The 18,051-nt window shown below is 68.5% G+C and carries 21 protein-coding genes; 10 read left to right on the forward strand and 11 right to left on the reverse strand.

Annotated elements, in window-relative coordinates:
* Positions 1-4: 4 nt before the first annotated feature.
* From ACI6PP_RS13105 to ACI6PP_RS13130, 6 genes are read right to left on the reverse strand one after another with little or no spacing between them, the layout of a single operon-like run.
* Positions 5-1,507, reverse strand: coding sequence for an SCO6880 family protein (locus ACI6PP_RS13105; RefSeq protein ID WP_421112041.1), 1,503 nt, complete (start codon positions 1,505-1,507; stop codon positions 5-7).
* Entirely contained in the window at positions 1,504-2,874 is a 1,371-nt protein-coding gene (locus ACI6PP_RS13110; protein WP_421112042.1) for a TrbL/VirB6 family protein, read from the reverse strand. Before ACI6PP_RS13110 ends, ACI6PP_RS13105 begins: the two co-directional genes overlap by 4 nt.
* A complete protein-coding gene (locus ACI6PP_RS13115; RefSeq protein WP_421112043.1) occupies positions 2,875-3,621 on the reverse strand; it encodes a DUF8175 domain-containg protein in 747 nt (248 codons plus the stop codon).
* Positions 3,622-3,667: 46 nt separating this feature from the next.
* A complete protein-coding gene (locus ACI6PP_RS13120) occupies positions 3,668-3,943 on the reverse strand; it encodes a hypothetical protein (protein WP_421112044.1) in 276 nt (91 codons plus the stop codon).
* Positions 3,944-3,945: 2 nt separating this feature from the next.
* Positions 3,946-4,137, reverse strand: coding sequence for a hypothetical protein (locus ACI6PP_RS13125; RefSeq protein ID WP_421112045.1), 192 nt, complete (start codon positions 4,135-4,137; stop codon positions 3,946-3,948).
* Complete coding sequence (locus tag ACI6PP_RS13130) at positions 4,137-4,775, reverse strand: DUF6668 family protein (RefSeq protein WP_421112046.1); 639 nt, start codon at positions 4,773-4,775, stop codon at positions 4,137-4,139. The genes ACI6PP_RS13125 and ACI6PP_RS13130 overlap by 1 nt, the downstream gene beginning before the upstream one ends.
* Before the next feature lie 280 nt (positions 4,776-5,055).
* Here ACI6PP_RS13130 and ACI6PP_RS13135 point away from each other — a divergent pair, with 280 nt between their 5' ends.
* The 8 genes from ACI6PP_RS13135 to ACI6PP_RS13170 all read left to right on the forward strand — a co-directional run bounded on the left by ACI6PP_RS13135 (position 5,056) and on the right by ACI6PP_RS13170 (position 10,227).
* Complete coding sequence (locus ACI6PP_RS13135) at positions 5,056-5,322, forward strand: helix-turn-helix domain-containing protein (RefSeq protein ID WP_421112047.1); 267 nt, start codon at positions 5,056-5,058, stop codon at positions 5,320-5,322.
* 22 nt (positions 5,323-5,344) lie between these two features.
* Positions 5,345-5,605, forward strand: a complete 261-nt coding sequence (locus ACI6PP_RS13140) for a helix-turn-helix domain-containing protein (protein ID WP_421112048.1) — start codon at positions 5,345-5,347, stop codon at positions 5,603-5,605.
* Positions 5,606-5,618: 13 nt separating this feature from the next.
* Positions 5,619-5,831 (forward strand): hypothetical protein, encoded by a 213-nt coding sequence (locus ACI6PP_RS13145; protein ID WP_421112049.1) that lies wholly within the window; start codon positions 5,619-5,621, stop codon positions 5,829-5,831.
* 3 nt (positions 5,832-5,834) lie between these two features.
* Positions 5,835-6,905, forward strand: coding sequence for a peptidoglycan DD-metalloendopeptidase family protein (locus ACI6PP_RS13150; RefSeq protein WP_421112050.1), 1,071 nt, complete (start codon positions 5,835-5,837; stop codon positions 6,903-6,905).
* The gene (locus ACI6PP_RS13155) at positions 6,902-7,558 is read left to right on the forward strand and encodes a hypothetical protein (RefSeq protein ID WP_421112051.1); all 657 of its coding nucleotides are present in this window, start codon (positions 6,902-6,904) and stop codon (positions 7,556-7,558) included. The genes ACI6PP_RS13150 and ACI6PP_RS13155 overlap by 4 nt, the downstream gene beginning before the upstream one ends.
* Before the next feature lie 19 nt (positions 7,559-7,577).
* Positions 7,578-8,990 carry a MinD/ParA family ATP-binding protein gene (locus ACI6PP_RS13160; RefSeq protein WP_421112052.1) on the forward strand — a complete coding sequence of 471 codons (1,413 nt, stop codon included), beginning with the start codon at positions 7,578-7,580 and terminating at the stop codon, positions 8,988-8,990.
* Positions 8,991-9,136: 146 nt separating this feature from the next.
* Positions 9,137-9,598 carry an ATP-binding protein gene (locus ACI6PP_RS13165; RefSeq protein WP_421112053.1) on the forward strand — a complete coding sequence of 154 codons (462 nt, stop codon included), beginning with the start codon at positions 9,137-9,139 and terminating at the stop codon, positions 9,596-9,598.
* Between the two features lie 89 nt (positions 9,599-9,687).
* Positions 9,688-10,227: an NUDIX hydrolase gene (locus tag ACI6PP_RS13170; protein WP_421112054.1), complete on the forward strand. Its 540-nt coding sequence runs from the start codon at positions 9,688-9,690 to the stop codon at positions 10,225-10,227.
* 29 nt (positions 10,228-10,256) lie between these two features.
* On the opposite strand, the gene ACI6PP_RS13175 is transcribed toward ACI6PP_RS13170, so the two are convergent.
* The 5 genes from ACI6PP_RS13175 to ACI6PP_RS13195 form a co-directional block, all read right to left on the reverse strand.
* Positions 10,257-10,799, reverse strand: a complete 543-nt coding sequence (locus ACI6PP_RS13175) for a GrpB family protein (protein ID WP_421112055.1) — start codon at positions 10,797-10,799, stop codon at positions 10,257-10,259.
* A 142-nt stretch (positions 10,800-10,941) separates the two neighbouring features.
* Positions 10,942-11,514 (reverse strand): hypothetical protein, encoded by a 573-nt coding sequence (locus ACI6PP_RS13180; protein WP_421112056.1) that lies wholly within the window; start codon positions 11,512-11,514, stop codon positions 10,942-10,944.
* Positions 11,515-12,405: 891 nt separating this feature from the next.
* Positions 12,406-14,676, reverse strand: a complete 2,271-nt coding sequence (locus ACI6PP_RS13185; protein ID WP_421112057.1) for a fibronectin type III domain-containing protein — start codon at positions 14,674-14,676, stop codon at positions 12,406-12,408.
* Positions 14,677-16,358: 1,682 nt separating this feature from the next.
* Entirely contained in the window at positions 16,359-16,544 is a 186-nt protein-coding gene (locus ACI6PP_RS13190) for a hypothetical protein (protein WP_421112058.1), read from the reverse strand.
* Between the two features lie 154 nt (positions 16,545-16,698).
* Positions 16,699-16,896, reverse strand: coding sequence for a hypothetical protein (locus ACI6PP_RS13195; RefSeq protein WP_421112059.1), 198 nt, complete (start codon positions 16,894-16,896; stop codon positions 16,699-16,701).
* Positions 16,897-17,259: 363 nt separating this feature from the next.
* On the opposite strand from ACI6PP_RS13195, the gene ACI6PP_RS13200 reads away from it, so the two are divergent.
* The gene (locus ACI6PP_RS13200) at positions 17,260-17,436 is read left to right on the forward strand and encodes a helix-turn-helix domain-containing protein (RefSeq protein ID WP_421112060.1); all 177 of its coding nucleotides are present in this window, start codon (positions 17,260-17,262) and stop codon (positions 17,434-17,436) included.
* Between the two features lie 106 nt (positions 17,437-17,542).
* Complete coding sequence (locus ACI6PP_RS13205) at positions 17,543-17,950, forward strand: hypothetical protein (protein WP_421112061.1); 408 nt, start codon at positions 17,543-17,545, stop codon at positions 17,948-17,950.
* Positions 17,951-18,051: the final 101 nt, after the last annotated feature.

The following is an 18,051-nucleotide window of genomic DNA, read 5'->3' on the forward strand; positions in this document are numbered from 1 at the left end:
CGCCTTAGAGGTAGTCGCGGACGTGGGCGGGGACCTGGGTGTGGGCCCAGGGCACGAACCCGACCGGCAGGGTGGTCGCGAACGCCGCCGCCTGCGATCCGTAGCAGCGGCGCAGTCGCAGCGGCACCGTGCCGGCGCGGGACTCCACGGTGGAGACGGCCTGGACCAGGTCGTCAGGGTCGGACACCGTGGCGGTGACCATGACCGAGAAGCGGACCAGCGCGGCGCCGGTGGCGACCTCCTCGCGGGCCTGCTCGGTGGCGCGAATCTGGGCCTTGGCGGAAGCGGTGGGTCGCTTCTTGGTGTTGCCGGCGAGGAAGTTCGCGGTCTGCGAGTCGTTTTCGGAGACCTTGGCCGAGTCCTCAGGGGTGTGGGGCCGGTAGACGATCGCCACGCGCTTGCGTGTGAAGTCCGCATCAGGCCGAAGCAGGTCGGCCAGGGCAAGCTCGTTGATCGCCGACCTGGGTGGGGTGGTCATCTCCCAGGTCACCGAGACACCGGAGTCGTGTCGGTAGTGGTCCCAACCGGCCTGGTCGGCCACCGGGCCGGCCTGGTCCCACGGCACCTCGGCGGGGTCGCCGGCGAACTCGGCGGCGTCGAGCCACCTCTGGGCGGCCGGGTCGTAGCCCATCCGCACGACCTTGGACAGCTCGCCTGCCGACACCATCTCGACCGCGCCGCCGCCGGCCGTACGCAACAGACCCAGGATGCCCGGCACCTTGCGGGCGAGCTCGGACAGAATCTCGTCCTCGCGGCCACGCCTGGACAGGCCGCGGCCCCGGAACGTGAGCTCGAAGTAGGTGACGTTCTCCGACGAGGTCTCCGAGTAGGTGCGCACGCACTCGTCCATCACCGCCCGCGCCAGATCGGGCGAGTTTTCAGAGCGCGCGTTGGCCACCATCGACTCCAGGCGGCCGCCCGGGTCCGGCGCGGTGTCGGTGATCGCCTTGGCGCACTCGAGCGCGCGCTCGGACGACAGCGACCCCAGCAGGGTGGCGTAGCCGCCGACCCACTGGTTGAGGCGCTCCTGGTCCTGCAGGGCCGGCCCCTCGGCGACGCAGCGCGCCACGATGGTGAACAGGCCACGCCGGCGCGGGTTCTTCACGACGACGAACGGGTTCCCGAAGGCGTCGTCGCGCTCGAGCAGCGTGGTGCGGCCAAGCATTCCGGGCAGCCGATTGTGCGGCTGGCGAGAGGTCCCGAACACGCCCGAGCGGCCCTGGTGGGCGCGGGCCGAGGACTGGCGCGTGAACCCGATCCGGCGCACGAGCGTGACGCCGACCGGGGTTCCAACCACGGTGAAGCCGGCCACGGCCAGGGCCGCGACGACGAGCGCCGCGGTGAGCCCCGCGGTGAGCATCATGATCATGGCGACGATGCCGCCCAGGAGCAGGATGCCGGTCGCGAGCAGGCCTGCGTTGCCCAGGCCGGGGGTGCGCTGGGAGACCCAGTTGCCATAGGTGCGGCGGACCTGCGTGGGCGCGTGAGTAGGTGCGGTGGTCGTCATTGGTCGTCCTCCACTACGCCAGAAGCGCCGTCAGCCGATCGTCTGGAGAGGTCGGCGCCGAACCGGGCGGCGCCGCCGATGTTGTGCCACGAGGACTCGCCGCCTGCGGTGTCGCCACCGGAGACCGGGGAACCCGAACCGGACGGGGCGCCGTAGCTGCCGCCTCCGGTCTCAGCTGGTGGGCGTGGCGTCTGGGTGTCGGGGGAGTGGGGGGTTCCGGACGGGCCGTCGGTGTCACCACCGGACACCAGTCCTGAGGCGTCGTCCTTTCCACCGCTGTCGGGCGTTCCGGACCCCGACGCTGGGGTGGGGCCACCGCCAGGTGCAGGCGACTTGCCGGTGCCACCGCTGCCGCCACCGGGTGCGGCCCCGTCGGGACCGGCACCGAATCCGCCACCGAATCCGCCGCCTGTCGCGGACGTGCCGCCCATCGCTGAGGCCCCCGCGCTTGAGCCCGACAGGCCGCCCGAGGCGCCGCCGCTGGCGACCATCGCGCCGGTGGCCAGCCCAGCGCCCACCAGCCCGGCAGCCATCGCGCCGGCGTTGCCCGACGTCATCTGGGCGGTGGCCGGAACTAGGAAGCGCATCATCGCCGGCAGTGCCATCACCGCGAGGATGACCGCCGCGAGGCCAGTCGCCTGGGCGAGGATGTCGTCCTTGGACCCGAGGAGCTTAAACGCACCGGCGTAGATCAGGGCGGCGACGGGCTTGTAGAGAACGAACGCGATCAGCCACGCGATGGCCTTGGAGAACCGCTGCTTGCCCGCGGCCGTCGTCGACGTCGCGGCGGCCAGTGGCAGCATCGCTACCAGGTAGATGACCATCGCGTTGCGCACGACCATCAGCACCAGCTGGATCACCTGGATGACGAGCATCACCAGCGCCACCATCAGCACAAAACCGGGGTTCATCTGAGCGGCCGGGAGCAAGAACGAGTCGGTCAGGTCCAGATCGGCCTGATCGAGGATCCACTGGGAGAACACGTCGCCGGCCTCGACGCTGGTCGCGACCAGTGACCCGGCGATCGTCGCCGTCAAGATCACCATGGCGAACGACTCGCCCAGGCTGCGCAGGTGCTCCGCGCGCGGGGTCAGGGCCATCTTGTAGGCGGCGAAGAAGATCGAGCCCACCATCGAAGCCAACACCAGGAACCACAACCGATCACCCAGCCACCCGGCCACCGACGTCGACGAGTCGACGTCCGGCGCCGGAGCCTTCAACCACGCAGCCGTCAGGTTCTTGATCGACCACTCCGCGGCCTCGTTGAACCAGTTCGCGATCCCATCCATCGCCGACTCACCCGCACTACCGGCGACCTTGCCCGCAGCGTCGGAGACGCAGCCGCCGACGTTCTTGATGCCGCACATCTACTGGTCACCCCAGGTGATGAAGCGCGACGGCGCGCCGTCGACGCAGCCGGAGAACCCATCGCCGTTCGTCTCAAGTCGGACGCGCCAGTCTCCGTCGCGCCACTGGACCGAGGTCGAGCACGTGTACAGCTGCCCGCTCTGCACCAGGTAGAAGCTCAGCACCGCGTCGTCGTTGGTGTAGCTCTCCAAAACGAATCCCTTGGTGTCGGTTACACCTGCCGACCCCTCTTCTTGCCCGCGTTGAAGCAAGGCGTTCTGACCGATGCCGGGGACGGTCTGCGTTCGAGCTACGGCGTCGAAGTCCGAAGCAAGGCCAAGTCGGACATTGATGGTGTACGCAGCCACGACTGCGCCAGTGGGTGTCCGTGCGAAGCACGACCATGCGCCGTCTGCGTCTCGACGACCAGGGCCCGCCGACGGCGAGATTGGGTACGCCCAGCCGTCGACGCGCTCCCAGGTGAGGTCGGCGGGCTGTTGCGTGGGCTGCTGCAGGCTGCCGCCGCGGAGGCCGCACGCCGACTCGTACGTCTCGCCTGCCGTCGGGGCCGAGCTGGTGGGTGTGGGAGTCGGCGTCGAAGTGGTGCCGGCGCGGTCCGCGGGCTCGCTGGCAGCTTCCTGGTCGCCGCTGCGCACGACCAGGACGGTGATGAGGACGGCGACCACGATGAACACGGCGGAGGCGATGCCGAGTCGTAGCGGGGTCCAGATGCTGTGCCCTTCGCCGGGGTCGTGTCCCATCGTCATCGGGTTCTCCTGTTGGTGCAGTGGTCTTTGGGGTGGGCGCCGGGTGTCACATCAGGAAGTTGACGAACCCCGAGGCGCTGCCGGCGAGGATGCAGGCGACGGCGACGCCGCCGAGTGCGCCGAAGGACTCACCGAGGTCGCCGCGGCGGTAGGCGAGCGCCATCTTTCCGGCGCAGAGCATGACGCCGGCGACGCATGCGGCGAAGACGAGCCACAGGCCCAGGCCGAGGATGGTGTCGACCTTGCCTTCGAGCTCGGGGGGTGCGTCGGGGCTGGGGTTGGGCACGGCGGTCAGGACGGTGAGGGCGATGCGATCGAGCATGGTCAGTTCTCCTTGCTGGCAGGGTGGTCGACAGGGTCGGTGTGGTCGTGGGGCTCATCGCTCGGTGTGGCGACGAGGTGTCGGTCTGCTCTGCGCATCCGGGCCAGGCAGAGGCCGACACCCAGCGCGGAAGCGGCGATGACCGCCCACATCGCGTCGGTCAGGAATGTGGTGACCAGGTCGAGATCTGGCATCAGCCCTCCTGGAGGCGGCTGGGCGGGATTCGGCTGGGCCGAATGGCTGCCGCGACGAGCCGCTCGACCTGGGCGGCGATCGTGGCGGCTGCCGGGTCGGCGACGTACGGGTGTTCGCGCCAGGTCGGCACCCACGGGGCAGTGAGCAGGTGAGGCACGGCCGTCTGGATCTCGGCCAACCGCCGAGCAAGGGTGCGGGGCAGCTTGCCGGGTGCGTCCGCGACGGCGACCAGGGCGACGACGTCGAGGTCTGGGACGGCTCGCGATGCCCACTCCTGGAGCATCCGGCCGGCCGCGGTCAGGCCGGCGGCGTTGGTGCGGCACACCAAGACCACTGCAGTGGGCCACCCCAGTGCCGGGTCGGGCCACACGCCGGTCAGGTCGGTGCCGCGGCCACTGCCCGCGGCCAACGAGGTCGCGCCAGCGCCACCGTGTGCGCCGACCCACGTGAATGTCGTAGCCGCCGGGCACGGTGTGGTCGTGCGCGCGGTCACGACCCGGTTCCGAGGAGCAGGGGCGGCCACGAGCCCGCCGGAGCGCCTGGTGGTTGTTGCTGGACTCCTGGGTTCTGAAGTGGCCGGGTTCTTGAGGATTGGACCCACAGCCCAGGGGGAAGGGTCCTGCTGCGAGGACTTCATCTGGCGTCGTCACCCCCCGGTGATCCTGATGCTTTCGGACCCTCGTCCGGCAAATTTCGGACAACGTACACCCGGGTGGGGTCAAAGATCGACACTCACGACGCTGGAGAACGCAGTTCGATATTCAACTGCCTGCTGATCATCTCAGAGCGTTGGAGATGACCTGTGTGTGCTCTATAGTGACTAAACCGGTACTGGCGACATGTGCCGTGTGGTGAGGGCCTGAAACTGGCCGTTCTGTCGACCAAGGGGGCTTCGATGAGCGATACGCTCGCCCGTGATGGCTACAGGCGAGGAGTTCACGGCGGCCGACTACGACGCGCTGCCCGAGGTGCTGACCCCTCAGCAGGTGGCGTTGATGATCAACGCCTCGACGGTGCAGGTGCGCCGGTGGGCTGCCGAGGGAGTCATCCCCGGCCGCCGGTTCGGGAACCGGTGGCGGTTCTCCAAGTCGCTGCTCGAGCAGATGATCCGCGAGGGCACACCCGCCGACGAGCTACCCGGTGCGGGATCGATCGACCCCGAGGCCGACGAACCCGACGACTGAGCTCCTACCTCGGGGCGTGCGCATGAGCGCCCCCGAGGTCAGTGGTGCCGACTTCGCGTCGCGCCCTCGGCAACGCAAAGCACCGGACGGTCTGCCGACCATCGAGGCGATCGACGCGCTGCCCGAGATCTTGTCCAAGCCGCAGGCGGCGTGGCTGCTGCAGATCAGCGAGGCGCACCTGCACCGCGCCGCCAAAGCCGGTGAGCTGCCGTGCGGTCAGATGGGCACCACGCTGCGATTCTCCAAGTCCGCCCTGCTGCGCCACGTCCGCGGCGAGAGCTAGGAGTCGCACACCGATGCGCCTACACGTCGACGGCGAGACCTTCGAGGTCCGAGCACACCCTGATACGCCTGGCACCTACCTCTATGACTGGGTCAGCGGTCCCAATCCTGGCTACGGTTTCGGGACGTCGACGAGCGACAACTCGGACCTGAGCCTGGCGGACCACGAAGAAGGCATCCGGGATTTCCTGTCGCAGGTCGATCCCCACACCGGCTTCATCGAGTAACCGGTGGCCACGCATGGGGGAGGAGACACCGGCGCCACCGGCCTGATCGCGTCCGCGATCGTGGGCGGCCTGGCGGTGCTGATGCTGCCGGTGGTGGTGGTCGCGGCGACCGCAGGCCCGAGCACGCCCGGCGGGGGAGAATCGGTAGGCAACGTCGCTGCAGGTGCGATCCCGGCGCAGTTCCGCGACGCGGTCTTGGCGGCCGGGGCCAAGTGCAAGGAGATCGGCGCGCCGGTGATCGCCGCGCAGGTCGAGGCCGAGTCCGGGTGGCGTCCTGACGCCGGGTCGCCGGCCGGGGCGCAGGGGATCAGCCAGTTCATGCCCGGCACCTGGTCGACCTGGGGCAAGGACTACTCCGGCGACGGTGTCGCCGACGTGTTCAACCCGGTCGACGCGATCGGCTCGCAGGGCGACATGATGTGCGCCCTGGCGGCCCAGGTCACTGCCAAGATCGGCACCGGCGTCCTGGATGGGGATCCGCTCGAGCTCGCGCTCGCGGCTTACAACGCCGGGATGGGCAACGTCACCAAGTACCGAGGCGTCCCGCCGTTCCCCGAGACCCAGGACTACGTCAAGAAGATCACCACCGCAGCCAGAACCAAGTTCAGCACCCCCACCGACACCGGCGCCGGTGGTGGGGGAGCGACCGGCCCGGTGCAGCTCCCGGTCGCCAAGGGCAAGTACGTCAACCGCGACAACTACGGCTCGTCGGGCTCGCTGTGGGCCCGCCACCACACCGGAACCGACTACTCGGCCCCGTGTGGCACCCCGGTCCGGGCTGTCCACGCCGGCATCGTGGTCCGCGACCGCGGCCAGTCCGGCTGGGCCGGCCCCAACTTCGTGAAGATCTCCACCGGCGCCGGCAACCTTGCGACCTGGTACGCGCACATGATGCGCCTGGCCGTCGCCGACGGCCAACAGGTCGCCGCCGGTGAAGTCATCGGCTACGTCGGCACCCTCGGAAACTCCACGGGCTGCCACCTGCACCTCGAGGTGCACCCGAGGAACGGCCGCTACGCCCAGGACGACGTCGACCCCAACGACTGGCTGCGCAAGAAGGGACTCAACCCATGACCGATGAGCCCATGAACCGCGAGCCGGTGAGGCACCGACGGATGACCACCGGTGGGCGCCGTCTGGGCGCCGGCGCACTCGTGCTCACCGCGGCGCTCGCGCTGGTCGCGTGTGGCACCGACGAGCCCGAGCAGACCCGCCTCGTCGGCGGGAGCACCGCGGCGACCACCGACCCGGATGGGATCGAGCTCGTGGCCCCCGGCGGGCCGGGGCAGCCGCGTGGCGAGCTGCCCGTGCCGGCGTCTGTCGACACCGGCAATGCGGAGCAGGTCGCCGACGCGGTCGCCCTGACCAACTTCGTCGTCGACACCCGGATCGACCGTACGCCGATGGACGGGCTCCGGCGGGCGTCCAGGTGGCTGACCGACGACTACGCGGCCGCCGTCGCCAAGCCGATCCCGGCCTCCGGCGGGGCCGAGTGGATCGACCTGGCCGACGTCGACGGCTACACCACCGCCACCGTCACCGACGGCGACGAGGCCGAGGGCGGCAAGGCCACCCCGACATCGGTGCTGCTGGTCCGGATCGTGAGCGTGGCCCGCCACAACGCCGCCGGCCGGGTGCTCGGGGTCGAGCGCCTCGGCACCTTCGTCACCCTCACCCGCCCCGACGACTCCGGCCCGTGGGCCGTTGAGTCGATCACCACAGCCTGACAAGGGAAGGAACACCACCATGACCGAGCAGATCAGCACCGAGCCGGCACCCCCGGAGCTGTACCCGGTGATCGTCGTGAGCATCGACGAGCACCAGGTCGTCGTCGACGGCGAACGCGTCGCCGACGCCACGGCCGGGTCCCCGCACGCGGAGGCGATTCACGCTGTGGCGGTGTGCCACGCGCAACGGCTCGGCCGCCCGGTCTACGCCCTCGCCTCGGACAGCACCGGCCGCAACCGGCTCACTGTGCACCCCGACGGCCGCGCATACGCGATCGCGCCGGTGAGTGACGACGAGGCCGACGACATGCTCGAGGGAGCCGCCCGAGCGGCGCGCAGGAGCACCGGCCTGTTCGACGACAAGCCGCTCGACGAGTCGGCCAACGACGTCGACCCCGTCGCCGGGCTGCCCACCAGCTGGGACACGCCCGCGCCGCCAGCCCCGGCACCTTCGGCACCGGGCGCGCGCCGGCGTGCCGACGTCGAGCCCGACGCCCCGGCCACCACGGCGCCGACCGAGGGGCGGCGCAAGTCGTTCATCTCCCACGAGCCGACCATCGAGCCCGCCCGCCACGGTTGGCGCGGTGCGCTGAACAAGATGAGGATGAAGACCAAGCCCTCGGTCGAGGAGCTGGCGTTCCGCGAGGACGTCCGACAGGTCTCCCAGCACTGGCCCGGACCCAGGACGATTGCGATCGCGAACCCGAAGGGCTCGGCGAACAAGACGCCCACGATGGTGTGCCTGTCGGCGATCTTCGGCCGCTACGGCGGCGCCGGCGTCCTGGGGTGGGACAACAACGAAACCCGCGGCACCGCCGCCTGGCGCACCCGCCAGGGCCCTCACGAGGCCACCGTCCTCGAGCTGCTCCCGTACGCCGGCGACCTGCTCGGCTCCCAGGCCCAGGCCGCCCATTTGGCGCACTACGTGCACCACCAGCCCGCCGACAAGTTCGACGTGCTGTGGTCCGACCAGTCCACCGCCTCGGAGCACGAGATGACCGGCGACGAGGTCCGCCAGGTCCACGAGGTCGCCGCCAAGTACTACCGGCTGATCTTCATGGACTCGGGCAACTCCGAGCGCGCCTCGAACTGGCGCGCGATGATCACCGCCGCCGACCAGCTCGTGGTGCCCTGCACCAACGTCGAGGACACCGCCGAGGCCGGCGCCCGCATGCTCGAGGCCCTGGCCCAGCGCGACGAGCACTCCGCCGAGCTCGCCCGCAACGCCGTCGCGATCGTCTCCCAGCGCACCTCGGGCAAGGACCCGAACATGGCCCGCATCGTCGCCGACCTCGGACCCCTGGTCCGCACCGTCGTCACGATCCCGCACGACCCGGCCCTGTACTCCGGGATCATCAACTTCGACGCACTGCGTCCCAACACCCAACGCGCCTGGCTGCGCGCCGGCGCCGCGGTGTCCAAGGGCTTCTGATGGTCGTGATCCCCAACTCAGGCACCGGTGACGGCCCGAGCGCGCTCCCTGCCATTGGCCCACGTGTTGTCTGGATCAACGGCACCCACGGATCGGGAAAGACAACCACTAGCGCCTTGGTTCAGCCGCTGATTCCAGGGTCGCGGGTGTTCGACGCCGAAAAGGTCGGCGAAACGCTGATGGACATCTCGCCCGGCCTGCCAGAGACCGACAACTTCCAGCACTGGCCGCCCTGGAGGCCTTTGGTCGTAGACACTGCGCGCCGCGTGCTCGAGTACACGGGCGGCACTTTGGTCATCCCAATGACCGTCTTGGTGGAAGAATACTGGCGCGAAATCAGCGCTGGGTTTGCGCAGCACCAGATCCGAGTGGACCACTTCGTCCTGCATGCCACCGAGCCAACGCTGCGCCAGCGCATCGCAGGCGAACACGTGGTGCCATCTCCGTTCAGGCTGCAGTACCTCGCGCCCTACGCAGAGGCGGCAAGAACGTGGCTCCGGCAGGAAGCGCAGGTGGTGGACACCACCGACCTCTCACCTGCCCAGGTTGCTAGCGAGATCGTCCGGAGACTGCTGGCCGCTCATCGCCAGGCAGAGACACCGCAGTGACCGGCCGCAATGGCAGCGGGCCGGATGGCGCGCACGATCCACTGCAGCTTCCAAGCGCGCATCATGCTGTGTCCAGCGTCGCTGAGTCGGTGAGCGTCCTGCGGACGGGCGATCAGCTCGCACTCCAGCACAAGCGCGAGGCGTTGGCCTGGCTTTCATCGACCGACGACATCTATCGGAGAGGGAAGCCCAAGACGCCGTCGACGCATCTGGTCTCGTACTTCCTCGTCGTAGATCGGCCCCAGGGACGATTTCTGCTGTGCGACCACCGCCTCGCAGGCCGGTGGCTACCAACCGGCGGGCACGTCGAGCCACGAGAGGACCCGGCCGAGACGGTGAGACGCGAGGCCAGGGAAGAACTAGGTGTGGACGTGGAGTTCGATCCCGTCGTCGGCGCCCGCCCCTTCTTCCTCACCGTCACCGAGACCGTGGGTGAGCCCGACAGCAGGCACATCGACGTCAGCCTGTGGTTCGCCGTCAACGCAGACAGCACCGACGCTCTTGAGGTAGACGACCGGGAGTTCGCCGCGGTCCGGTGGTGGACCCGCAAGGAGCTGTCGACACTCGACCCCGGCCGCGTCGAGCCGCACCTACTGCGGGCTCTCGACGCGCTCGAGGCGGTCCGATGACCCCAGCACGATTTGCGCGCCTCATCTGCTCACAGCGGGCCGCGCAGCAGCGGCAGTCCTCTCTGTCGTCGCGCCTGGTTGACCACATGCAGGACGAACTCGCCCTTGGCGGACGTGTACTCCTCACCCCAGATCTGCTGGGCGACCAGCGACTGCTTGAGGCGTGCGTACCTGTCGCGGTCGTCGGCGTGCTCGCGGAGCCACTGCGCGAACAGTCGGACGTGCGCCTCAGGCCACTGGGCGTGCGTGAAGACGTGTCCGATCGCCGCGCGGACACCATCGCGGATGAGGAAGGTGGCCTGGTGGTCGCCGACCGGGACCAGACTCGTCCAGCCCGCTTCGGCCAGACGCTCACTCGCACCGTCGGAGTCCCCATCCACAGGCGCGCCCAAAGCCACGTCGATCACCGGCTTGGCCAACAGGCCCGGAACCGACGTCGAGCCCACGTGCTCGACCCGCCACGCGTCGCCCAGGACGGCCACCAGCTGCGGGGCAAGTCCCGCGTACTCCGCACGCCACATGGTGTTGGCAGGCGACAGCCGGCCCTCGGGATACCTGTCCGGTGGCGACACCAGCCCAGCCTAGAAGTCGTCCACGAAGTTGCTCAGAGGCCTGCGATTTGCAGGCTTTTCGCCTATTGAGAATGATTGCCGATAATCTACCTTATGTCAGTCGCGGCCTGCTAATCCCGTGACTCGGGGCTAGCTGGGCGACCTAATCGGGCGCCTCCTCGTCGCCATAGATCCACACGCTCGACCACCCCGCAGCTGCCAAGGCGGCGAGAGTCAGGCCGCCGACGACAACGGCGACTGCGCCAAGCACGACGCTGCCGAAATGGCTGGCCATGACTGCCAGAACGGTCGCGGAAGCAAAGAGAACCGCCGTGAGGGTCGCGTACCTCTGAGTCACACGGGTTCGGGTGGCGCTGGTGTCGCGCCGCAGCGGCTCTGGGAGTCCCCCGCGATCTCGAAGGGCCTTGAGCACGTCGGGCCGAACCCGGCGCCTGGTGCGTTCTGAGAACTCCCAGCACCCGGCAAGAACAGCCCACCCCGCCGCGTTGACATAGTCGTCCGCGAGGCCCAGAAACACCGACAGGGCCAGACACAGGCCGGTGCCGGCACGAGCCAACCAGGCCTGTGCGGGATCGCTGACGCGCATGCGGATCACTGTCAACTGATCATCGGCCTGATCCTCGAGCCGCCCAGCTACTGCATCTGCCCCGTGTTGGCGCAACCGGTATGCCCTGAACAGGGCCATCAGGCAGTAGAAGTACCCCAGGCCGGTCATCAAACCGCTTCCGACAGTTGCTCACGACGGGCGGCACCCGATTGGCCGGTCGGCATCAGCGACGTCGACGGCGTCGGGGCTTGCTGGGGCGCTTGATTGGCGATCCGATGCCCACAACGTGCCACCACCCGCAGTACGGGCATCGGACAGCGTTCGCACCCTTCAAGACGCCCGCGGCGAATTGCCGCGCCTCGGCCTCGCTGGCGATGGCACCGCGCGTCGTAGGACACTTCACGCCTCTCACGGGGGTAGCTTGACCAAGGCTCCCGACAATATTGTTCCGGCGACCCAAAAATCCTGGCTTTTCGGGCAGTTCGCGAGGCCCCGATACTGATCGTCGTGTCAGGTAGACCAGGCAAGCAATGTTGAAGATTCCGAGACACGATCTACGTCGGAACGCTGGTGATCTGAACACCCAGTCTGGCCGCACAGTAGCTGGGTGCGGGCATCAAGGGCGGGTGTTTCGCACTGGGCGCCGGACTGTGTCGGGCTGTGATGGGGACGTGAGGACCGGTCTCCAGACCCGCCGCGCTGTGCGCGGCGAACGTCGCGACGACTTGGCCAACGTGCGCCGCGATCCCCGTCGCCGCCGCGACACGGGCCTTGGGTGCACCGGCGGCAACCCAGTAGACGACCAAGCGATGCCCCAGCGGCGTCAGGGCGGGCATCAGCGTGAGACGTAGAGGCCGCCGCTGGCTCATGACTGCATGACACCTTCACCAAGCACACCGGGGCCTCCTTCCGACGTCAATGCCGGAGCGGGAAAAATCCGACGGCCAAGTTCATGTCATTTCTTGGCCGGGTTGTGGTGCTCAGCCGCGACACATTGGGGATTGTGGGCGACGTGCGACCGACTATTGCTCGGTGGTCCGTGCACGGAGTTGTTGAGTATCAAATTGGGTCGCTGGCGTATGCAGTGCTGGGCTCGGAGTGGCCGTTGGCGGTGACGGCGCGCAGGCGAACTGATGATCCGTAGTTCCATCCGCACTGCATGCCGGGGCAGGAGAAGTACGCCTGATCGGAGCCGGTGTAGCGGCTCGCCGCGATCCAGGGACCGCCTTCAATTGACACCTCGTAGCCGGTGGTGGCTTCTCCGTTGCTCGCGCCCGCGCTGTAAAGCACGACCCATTCCTGGCTTGACCCGTTGTATCCGTACGCATTGATGGTGGGTGCGTCGGGCGTGGGCGAGGTGATCGTTGCGGACGTGGCGCCGGACGGGGCCGAGGCGCCGCGGTTGTTGATCGCACGGACCTGGTAGGTGTGGGCACCGTCCGGTTGGTTGGCGAGGGTGGCGCTGATCGGTTCGTTGGTGCCCTGGTCCAGTTTGAGCGGTGCCCAGTCGACGTCGTCGACCTTGACCTCGTAGCCGGTGACGGGTGTCCCGCCGTCAAAGTCGGGCGCGGTGAAGGTCAGTGTGACTGCGTTGCCCTGGACCGCGGTTGCGAGTTCGGTGGGTGCGTCGGGGGCGACAGCGGGCGTGAAGACGATCTCGTTGCTGGACGCGCTGTGGCCGCGGTCGTTGAGAGCGCGGATCGCCGCGTGGTACTCGGTGCCGAGCGTCAGGTCCGACAGCTCCGCGGTGTAGGCATCGGTTCCCGACGAGGTGTAGGGGAACGAGTCCCAGCTCTGACCCTTGTCGAAAGAGATCTCGTAGCTGGTCACCGTCGTGCCGCCATCGAAGGAGGGAGCGAGGAATGACAGGACTGCGGTGGTGGCGTCGAGAGCCGGCTCGTCGAGCGCGGGTGCCTGGGGAACGGTGGCCACCCGAATCTTGGTCACGGCACTCTTTCCGGCACCGGTGGTGTTAAGGGCGCGGACAGCGACGTCGATGTCGGTCCCGTTGGTCCATCCGGTGCTCGTGATCGTCCACGGCGCCTCACCCGGGGTGGCAACGTCGCTCCAGCTCAGGCCGCCGTTGTACGAGATCTGGTACCCCGTGATGCTCGAGCCGCCGGTGCGGGCCGGGGCCCTAAAGGTGGTGGTGATGACACCGTCGTTGCCTTCGGCGGCGAGGTCGGTGGGTGCCGAGGGTGCGGTGGACACCGTGACGGTCGTCTTGTTGGACGGCTGGCTGGCGCCGGCCTTGTTCACCGCCCGCACCTGCAGGGAGATGGGCGTTCCGCCTGTCACGTCGCGCAGCTGGCCGAAGATCAGACCCTGCGCGCACTCGCCGCCGCACAACGTGGACTTGATGTGTGGCAGCGTGTCCGCGTCGGGGGTGCTGACCGCGGACCATGTCCCCCCGGTCGACACCTCGTAGCCGGTGACGGCCGAGCCGCCGTCGCCGGACGGAGCAGTGACTGCGTAGAAGACCGCGCTCTTTATGGCTGTGACGTGCGTCAGTGTCGGAGCATCGGGAGCCTTGATCGTGGGCGTCGTGGGCGTCGTGGGGGGTGCGGGCTTGGTGCCGGTCATCTGGACGACGACACGGCGATTGAGCTCGCGCTGGGCGGCGGTGCCGCCCACGACGGCTGGGTGGCGAGATCCGTAGCCGACCACGGTCGTGGCCAGACCGGGGTTGCTGGCTGCGAGCGCCTTGCACACGCGCGCCGCGCGGACCTTGGATAGATGGCGGGCCCTGGCGGTGCTGCTGCCGTAGTTGGCGTATCCCTCACAGCGGATGGATGTGGCGTTGGTGAGGGTCTTGGCGGTGCGCTTGAGCTGCTTCTTGGCGGAGCGGGACAGGTCGGCGGTGTTCATCTCGAACAGGCCCGCTCGGTCCAGCGTCAGTGCCTGACCGCGCGAGAGGTGGTGGCCGAACGCGTAGTTGGCGGGCACGGCCAGGCGGCCTGCGTGGGTTCGGTACACCGCGCGGGTCTCGCGCAGTCTGCCCTCGTAGGACCCCGGCCTCTTAGGCACCCGCAGCTCGTTGCGTCGCTGCTTGGGCGTTCGGGGATCGACGAACCACGCGGAGTCGCCCGAGCGGTACAAGACACCGCCCGCGACCGCACCGACCGATACGGACGGCGTACCGGTCGCAGCAGTCGCCCCCGATGCCGCCGAGCCCAACAGCCCGGCGGTCAGACCGGCGGCCGCAAGGACAACGACCGCGGCTTTTCTAGCAGGAGCGAGAAGAGACATGAACCGACCGATCTGTGCAGGAGCCACGAAGACGTCGACGCCACGACGCAGTGCCCTCATCGGCCGACCCCGGTCGAACATGAGCCAAGTCTCGTCGCGAGTTTCGCGCACTGACTCGGCAACCCCGTCGAGCAGACACCGCCGACCAGCATCTGGCCGGGTGCGCTCTGTACGTTCCACCGCTTCGTTGTCGTCTACGACAGGCAACACACGTGCGGCGGTGTTTCGGCCCGCGACCTAGTCGCGTTCACAGTCATGAAAGCGCACGTAGACATCGCGCCTCATATCACCCCGGATTTGGGTGCCGCAGCCTGAGCGGTCGTGCTGCGCGGGCCGCAGTGGCTTATTTAACGAGGCGTGAGGCCGGTTGATCTACGAGCAGTAGCTCGCCAACTCGTTCGACGACAGATTTGCGGAGGGGTCGACATCGCGATTGGTAGGGCTGGGCATGAAGCCATCCGAGGGGCTCGCCGGCGCTGCCAGCTTCGAGCAGAACAGCGTCATGTCGATCATGCCCAACGGTTGCGAACCCATCCCAGGCGATTACGTAGGCTTCGCTGCTGCCGGTCGTCACACGTGCTTGAGCCGTGGCGAGACCCTCGGCCAGGTCCGGTCCAAACCGGATGTGTTGCAAGGTGCGATCGCGAGATCCGCTGGGGCCACCGAGCAACATGAGGTGGGGCGCGAAAGGGCCGATTCCGGCATTAAGGGAGGCGAGACTGTCCTCCAGCGCCCGCTCCAGCAACGTCGCGACGTCGTCGTGGCTCATAGGCCGAGGCTATATGTTTTCGTGGACGGCCTCGGAGCCATGAGGCACAAGTCCGGTGATCCGTGTCGGAGGGGGGACACACTCACCGGGGCGAGCCCGAGGCGCGCCCCCTCACGACCCCTGGAACACCTCAGCCGCGGTTGGAACGCGATTGTGGGTCAGGTCCAAGACGCGCCAAATGCCCGGCCGATCGTCTTGCGCCACGGTGACACCCACGCGTCGCCCAGTGAGGGTGCAGGCGGGCCCGTGCCGCCTGACACGCCTCCTCCCCGTAGGCCACCGGGTGACGCGGCCCCGCACTGTGGCTGTCTCGCCGAGGCGTCCGACGGGGAATCCCGGCGACGGGTGAGCGAGCGTTTCCACGGCGTATTGGCGCCGGGGGTAGTAGAGCCGCCCAGGGCCTCGGGTCCGCTGGGCGGCTCTGCAGGTAGACCTAAGGGGTTGGTGCCAACGTCTGTGTCACGACCGACGCCGGTAAACGTCGAGCCGCCTAGGGTTCTCAGTGCTGCGGCGACATGCCCGATTTTGCGGCCACGCGAGCCCTCGCCACCTCGCCCGGGTGTCTCGTGCGTGTGCAGATGCTGTGCGGCGAGCGCGATCAGCTCGTCGTGCGGTGCAGGCATCCACGACCCCCAGAAGGCTTGGGTTCAGGCGCGATCGAGTGCGGTCATCAGCCTGCCACGTCCGACGTATTGGCTCGCCTGTGGCGCACGGGCACAGTCACTCCCCGCACACAACGCGTTTGCTGAGCTTGACACTGTGGACCACTCCCCCGGCTGGCGGCATGGCGCGGCGTTGCGACGAGGCCACGCGTCACGTCGACCTGGACGACGGCCGCGTGGCAGTCACCTGGCGGCGATGTGAGCCTGGCGCTTGGTGGGCATGGTCCAGTTGGGCACGCGTAGCCTGAACTGTCCCATCCCCGTGGCGCCGGGCGGTGCGGCCCCTCATCTTCCCGTCCTCGGGGCTTCAACGGGGGAACTTCGAGGACGGGTCAGGCGCTCGTTTCGCGCGCTGATGGCGGCGTGCTCGGGGTCTCGTACAGGTCGAGCAACCACCAGCACAGGTCGTCCAGCACGTCTTCGGCCTCGACCAACACCCGCAGCGCCCTTAGCCGAACCTCGTTCCGGGCACTGCATTCTTGTAATGACTGTTCGAAGGGTGGCGAGCCGGGCGACATGCATCTACCCTATATGTAGGAATTGCACCCAATTCCTGCTGGTCGCGTCGTCCTGCCGCAGACCCTCCCTGGCAGGGGCGGGCGGCGCGACCACCCCTGGTGTCGCTGTGCCGGGCTCCCATGGCCATTCCGGGCGGGGCAAGCGTGGTCGCGCTCAGCGGCTGTCGGTCGGGCTGACGGCCATCAAGTCGGCCAGCGCGCGCATCGCGCGGCCACGCTCGCCGTGGTCGCCGGTGGCCACGATCAAGTGCTCGAGCGCGACCATCACGGTCTCGGGCTCGGTGGTGCACATCAGGTACGTGGGCGGCTCGGCAGGCAGCCAGTCGCAAGCCGTGAGATCACGATCGTCCACAGGGCACCACCTCCGATCCGGTCATGACGAGACCTCATGACGTTACGAGCGTCGTGCCCCCAGCGCACATCCAAGTAGTCGGCCGGCTTAGATGGGTTGGGGTTCATCGGTGGCGCCGGTGATGTCGGTGGTCGGCCTGGTTCTGGCTATCTGCAGTCGCACAAGGCTTGCCTTTCACCGGGCACGCGGAAACTGGCTCCGCGGGGCTCGGGTCCCCGGATCGGCTCCGATGACAAACCCAGGACCTGCCTTGAGCAGAACGACAACTGCGCCGGCACATCTGCTCTGTCTGTGGGTTCGGGATCGTTCGTGGTGACGATCTGAGCCCTGCCGAGTTTCAACTGTGTCGCCCGGGTCGCCAGAATGCCTGTCGTGTCGACCTCTTCTGAGCCTGATCTGTTCACCCCGCGTGAGGTCGCCGACCTGTTTGGTGTCGATCGCAAGACCGTCACCCGGTGGGCCAAGACTGGCAGGCTGCCCACCGTGCGCACCCGGGTGGCCAACGCCGGCTCCCCGCCGCCGCGATCCACGCCGTGCTGAGGGACGGCGATACCACTGTCGAGCGTTGAGACTGCGCGGCCCGGCGCGGTGTTCAAGTCGGGCCCAATAATGAGGGCCGGCACCAGGTGTTGACGTTTGGGAGATCATGGCTGGCAATGAGGAGATCCGTGGCGCAGGCCCGCGTGGCCGGGGTGTGCGGTTGTTCTGGTCGCATCGTCGGGTGGAGCGGCGGGTTGCTGGGCCGACCGGGCTCGGGCTGGACCGCGGTGCGGGCAATTACCTGGTGGTCGCCAACACCGGTGACCTGGCCGCGACGACGCTGACCTTCACTACGTCTGCGGTCAGCGGCCAGGAGTATCAGCTGCGCTCGATCGCGGCATCGTTGGATCTTCCTGCCGGTGCCCAGGCCACCTGGGTGCTGGACTCCGTGCGCGGTGGGGCGCCACGTGACTCGGTCCTCGAGGTGACCGCGCGCTGGTTCGATGACGACCACAAGACCGAGTGTCACCAGCAGTTCTACGTCGCCATCATGTCGGACCAAGCCGACCTGTAGGGCTGTTCGGTGCGTTCAGACCGCAGTGGGGGACGGTCCCGCGCTGTCGTCCCGGTCGCCGGTGCCCAGGCCGCGTGCGTCGACGGCAGCCGCGGCGATGA

The organism is Solicola agrisoli (assembly GCF_049059935.1).
In the GTDB taxonomy this organism is placed as follows: Bacteria; Actinomycetota; Actinomycetes; order Propionibacteriales; family Nocardioidaceae; genus JAURVT01.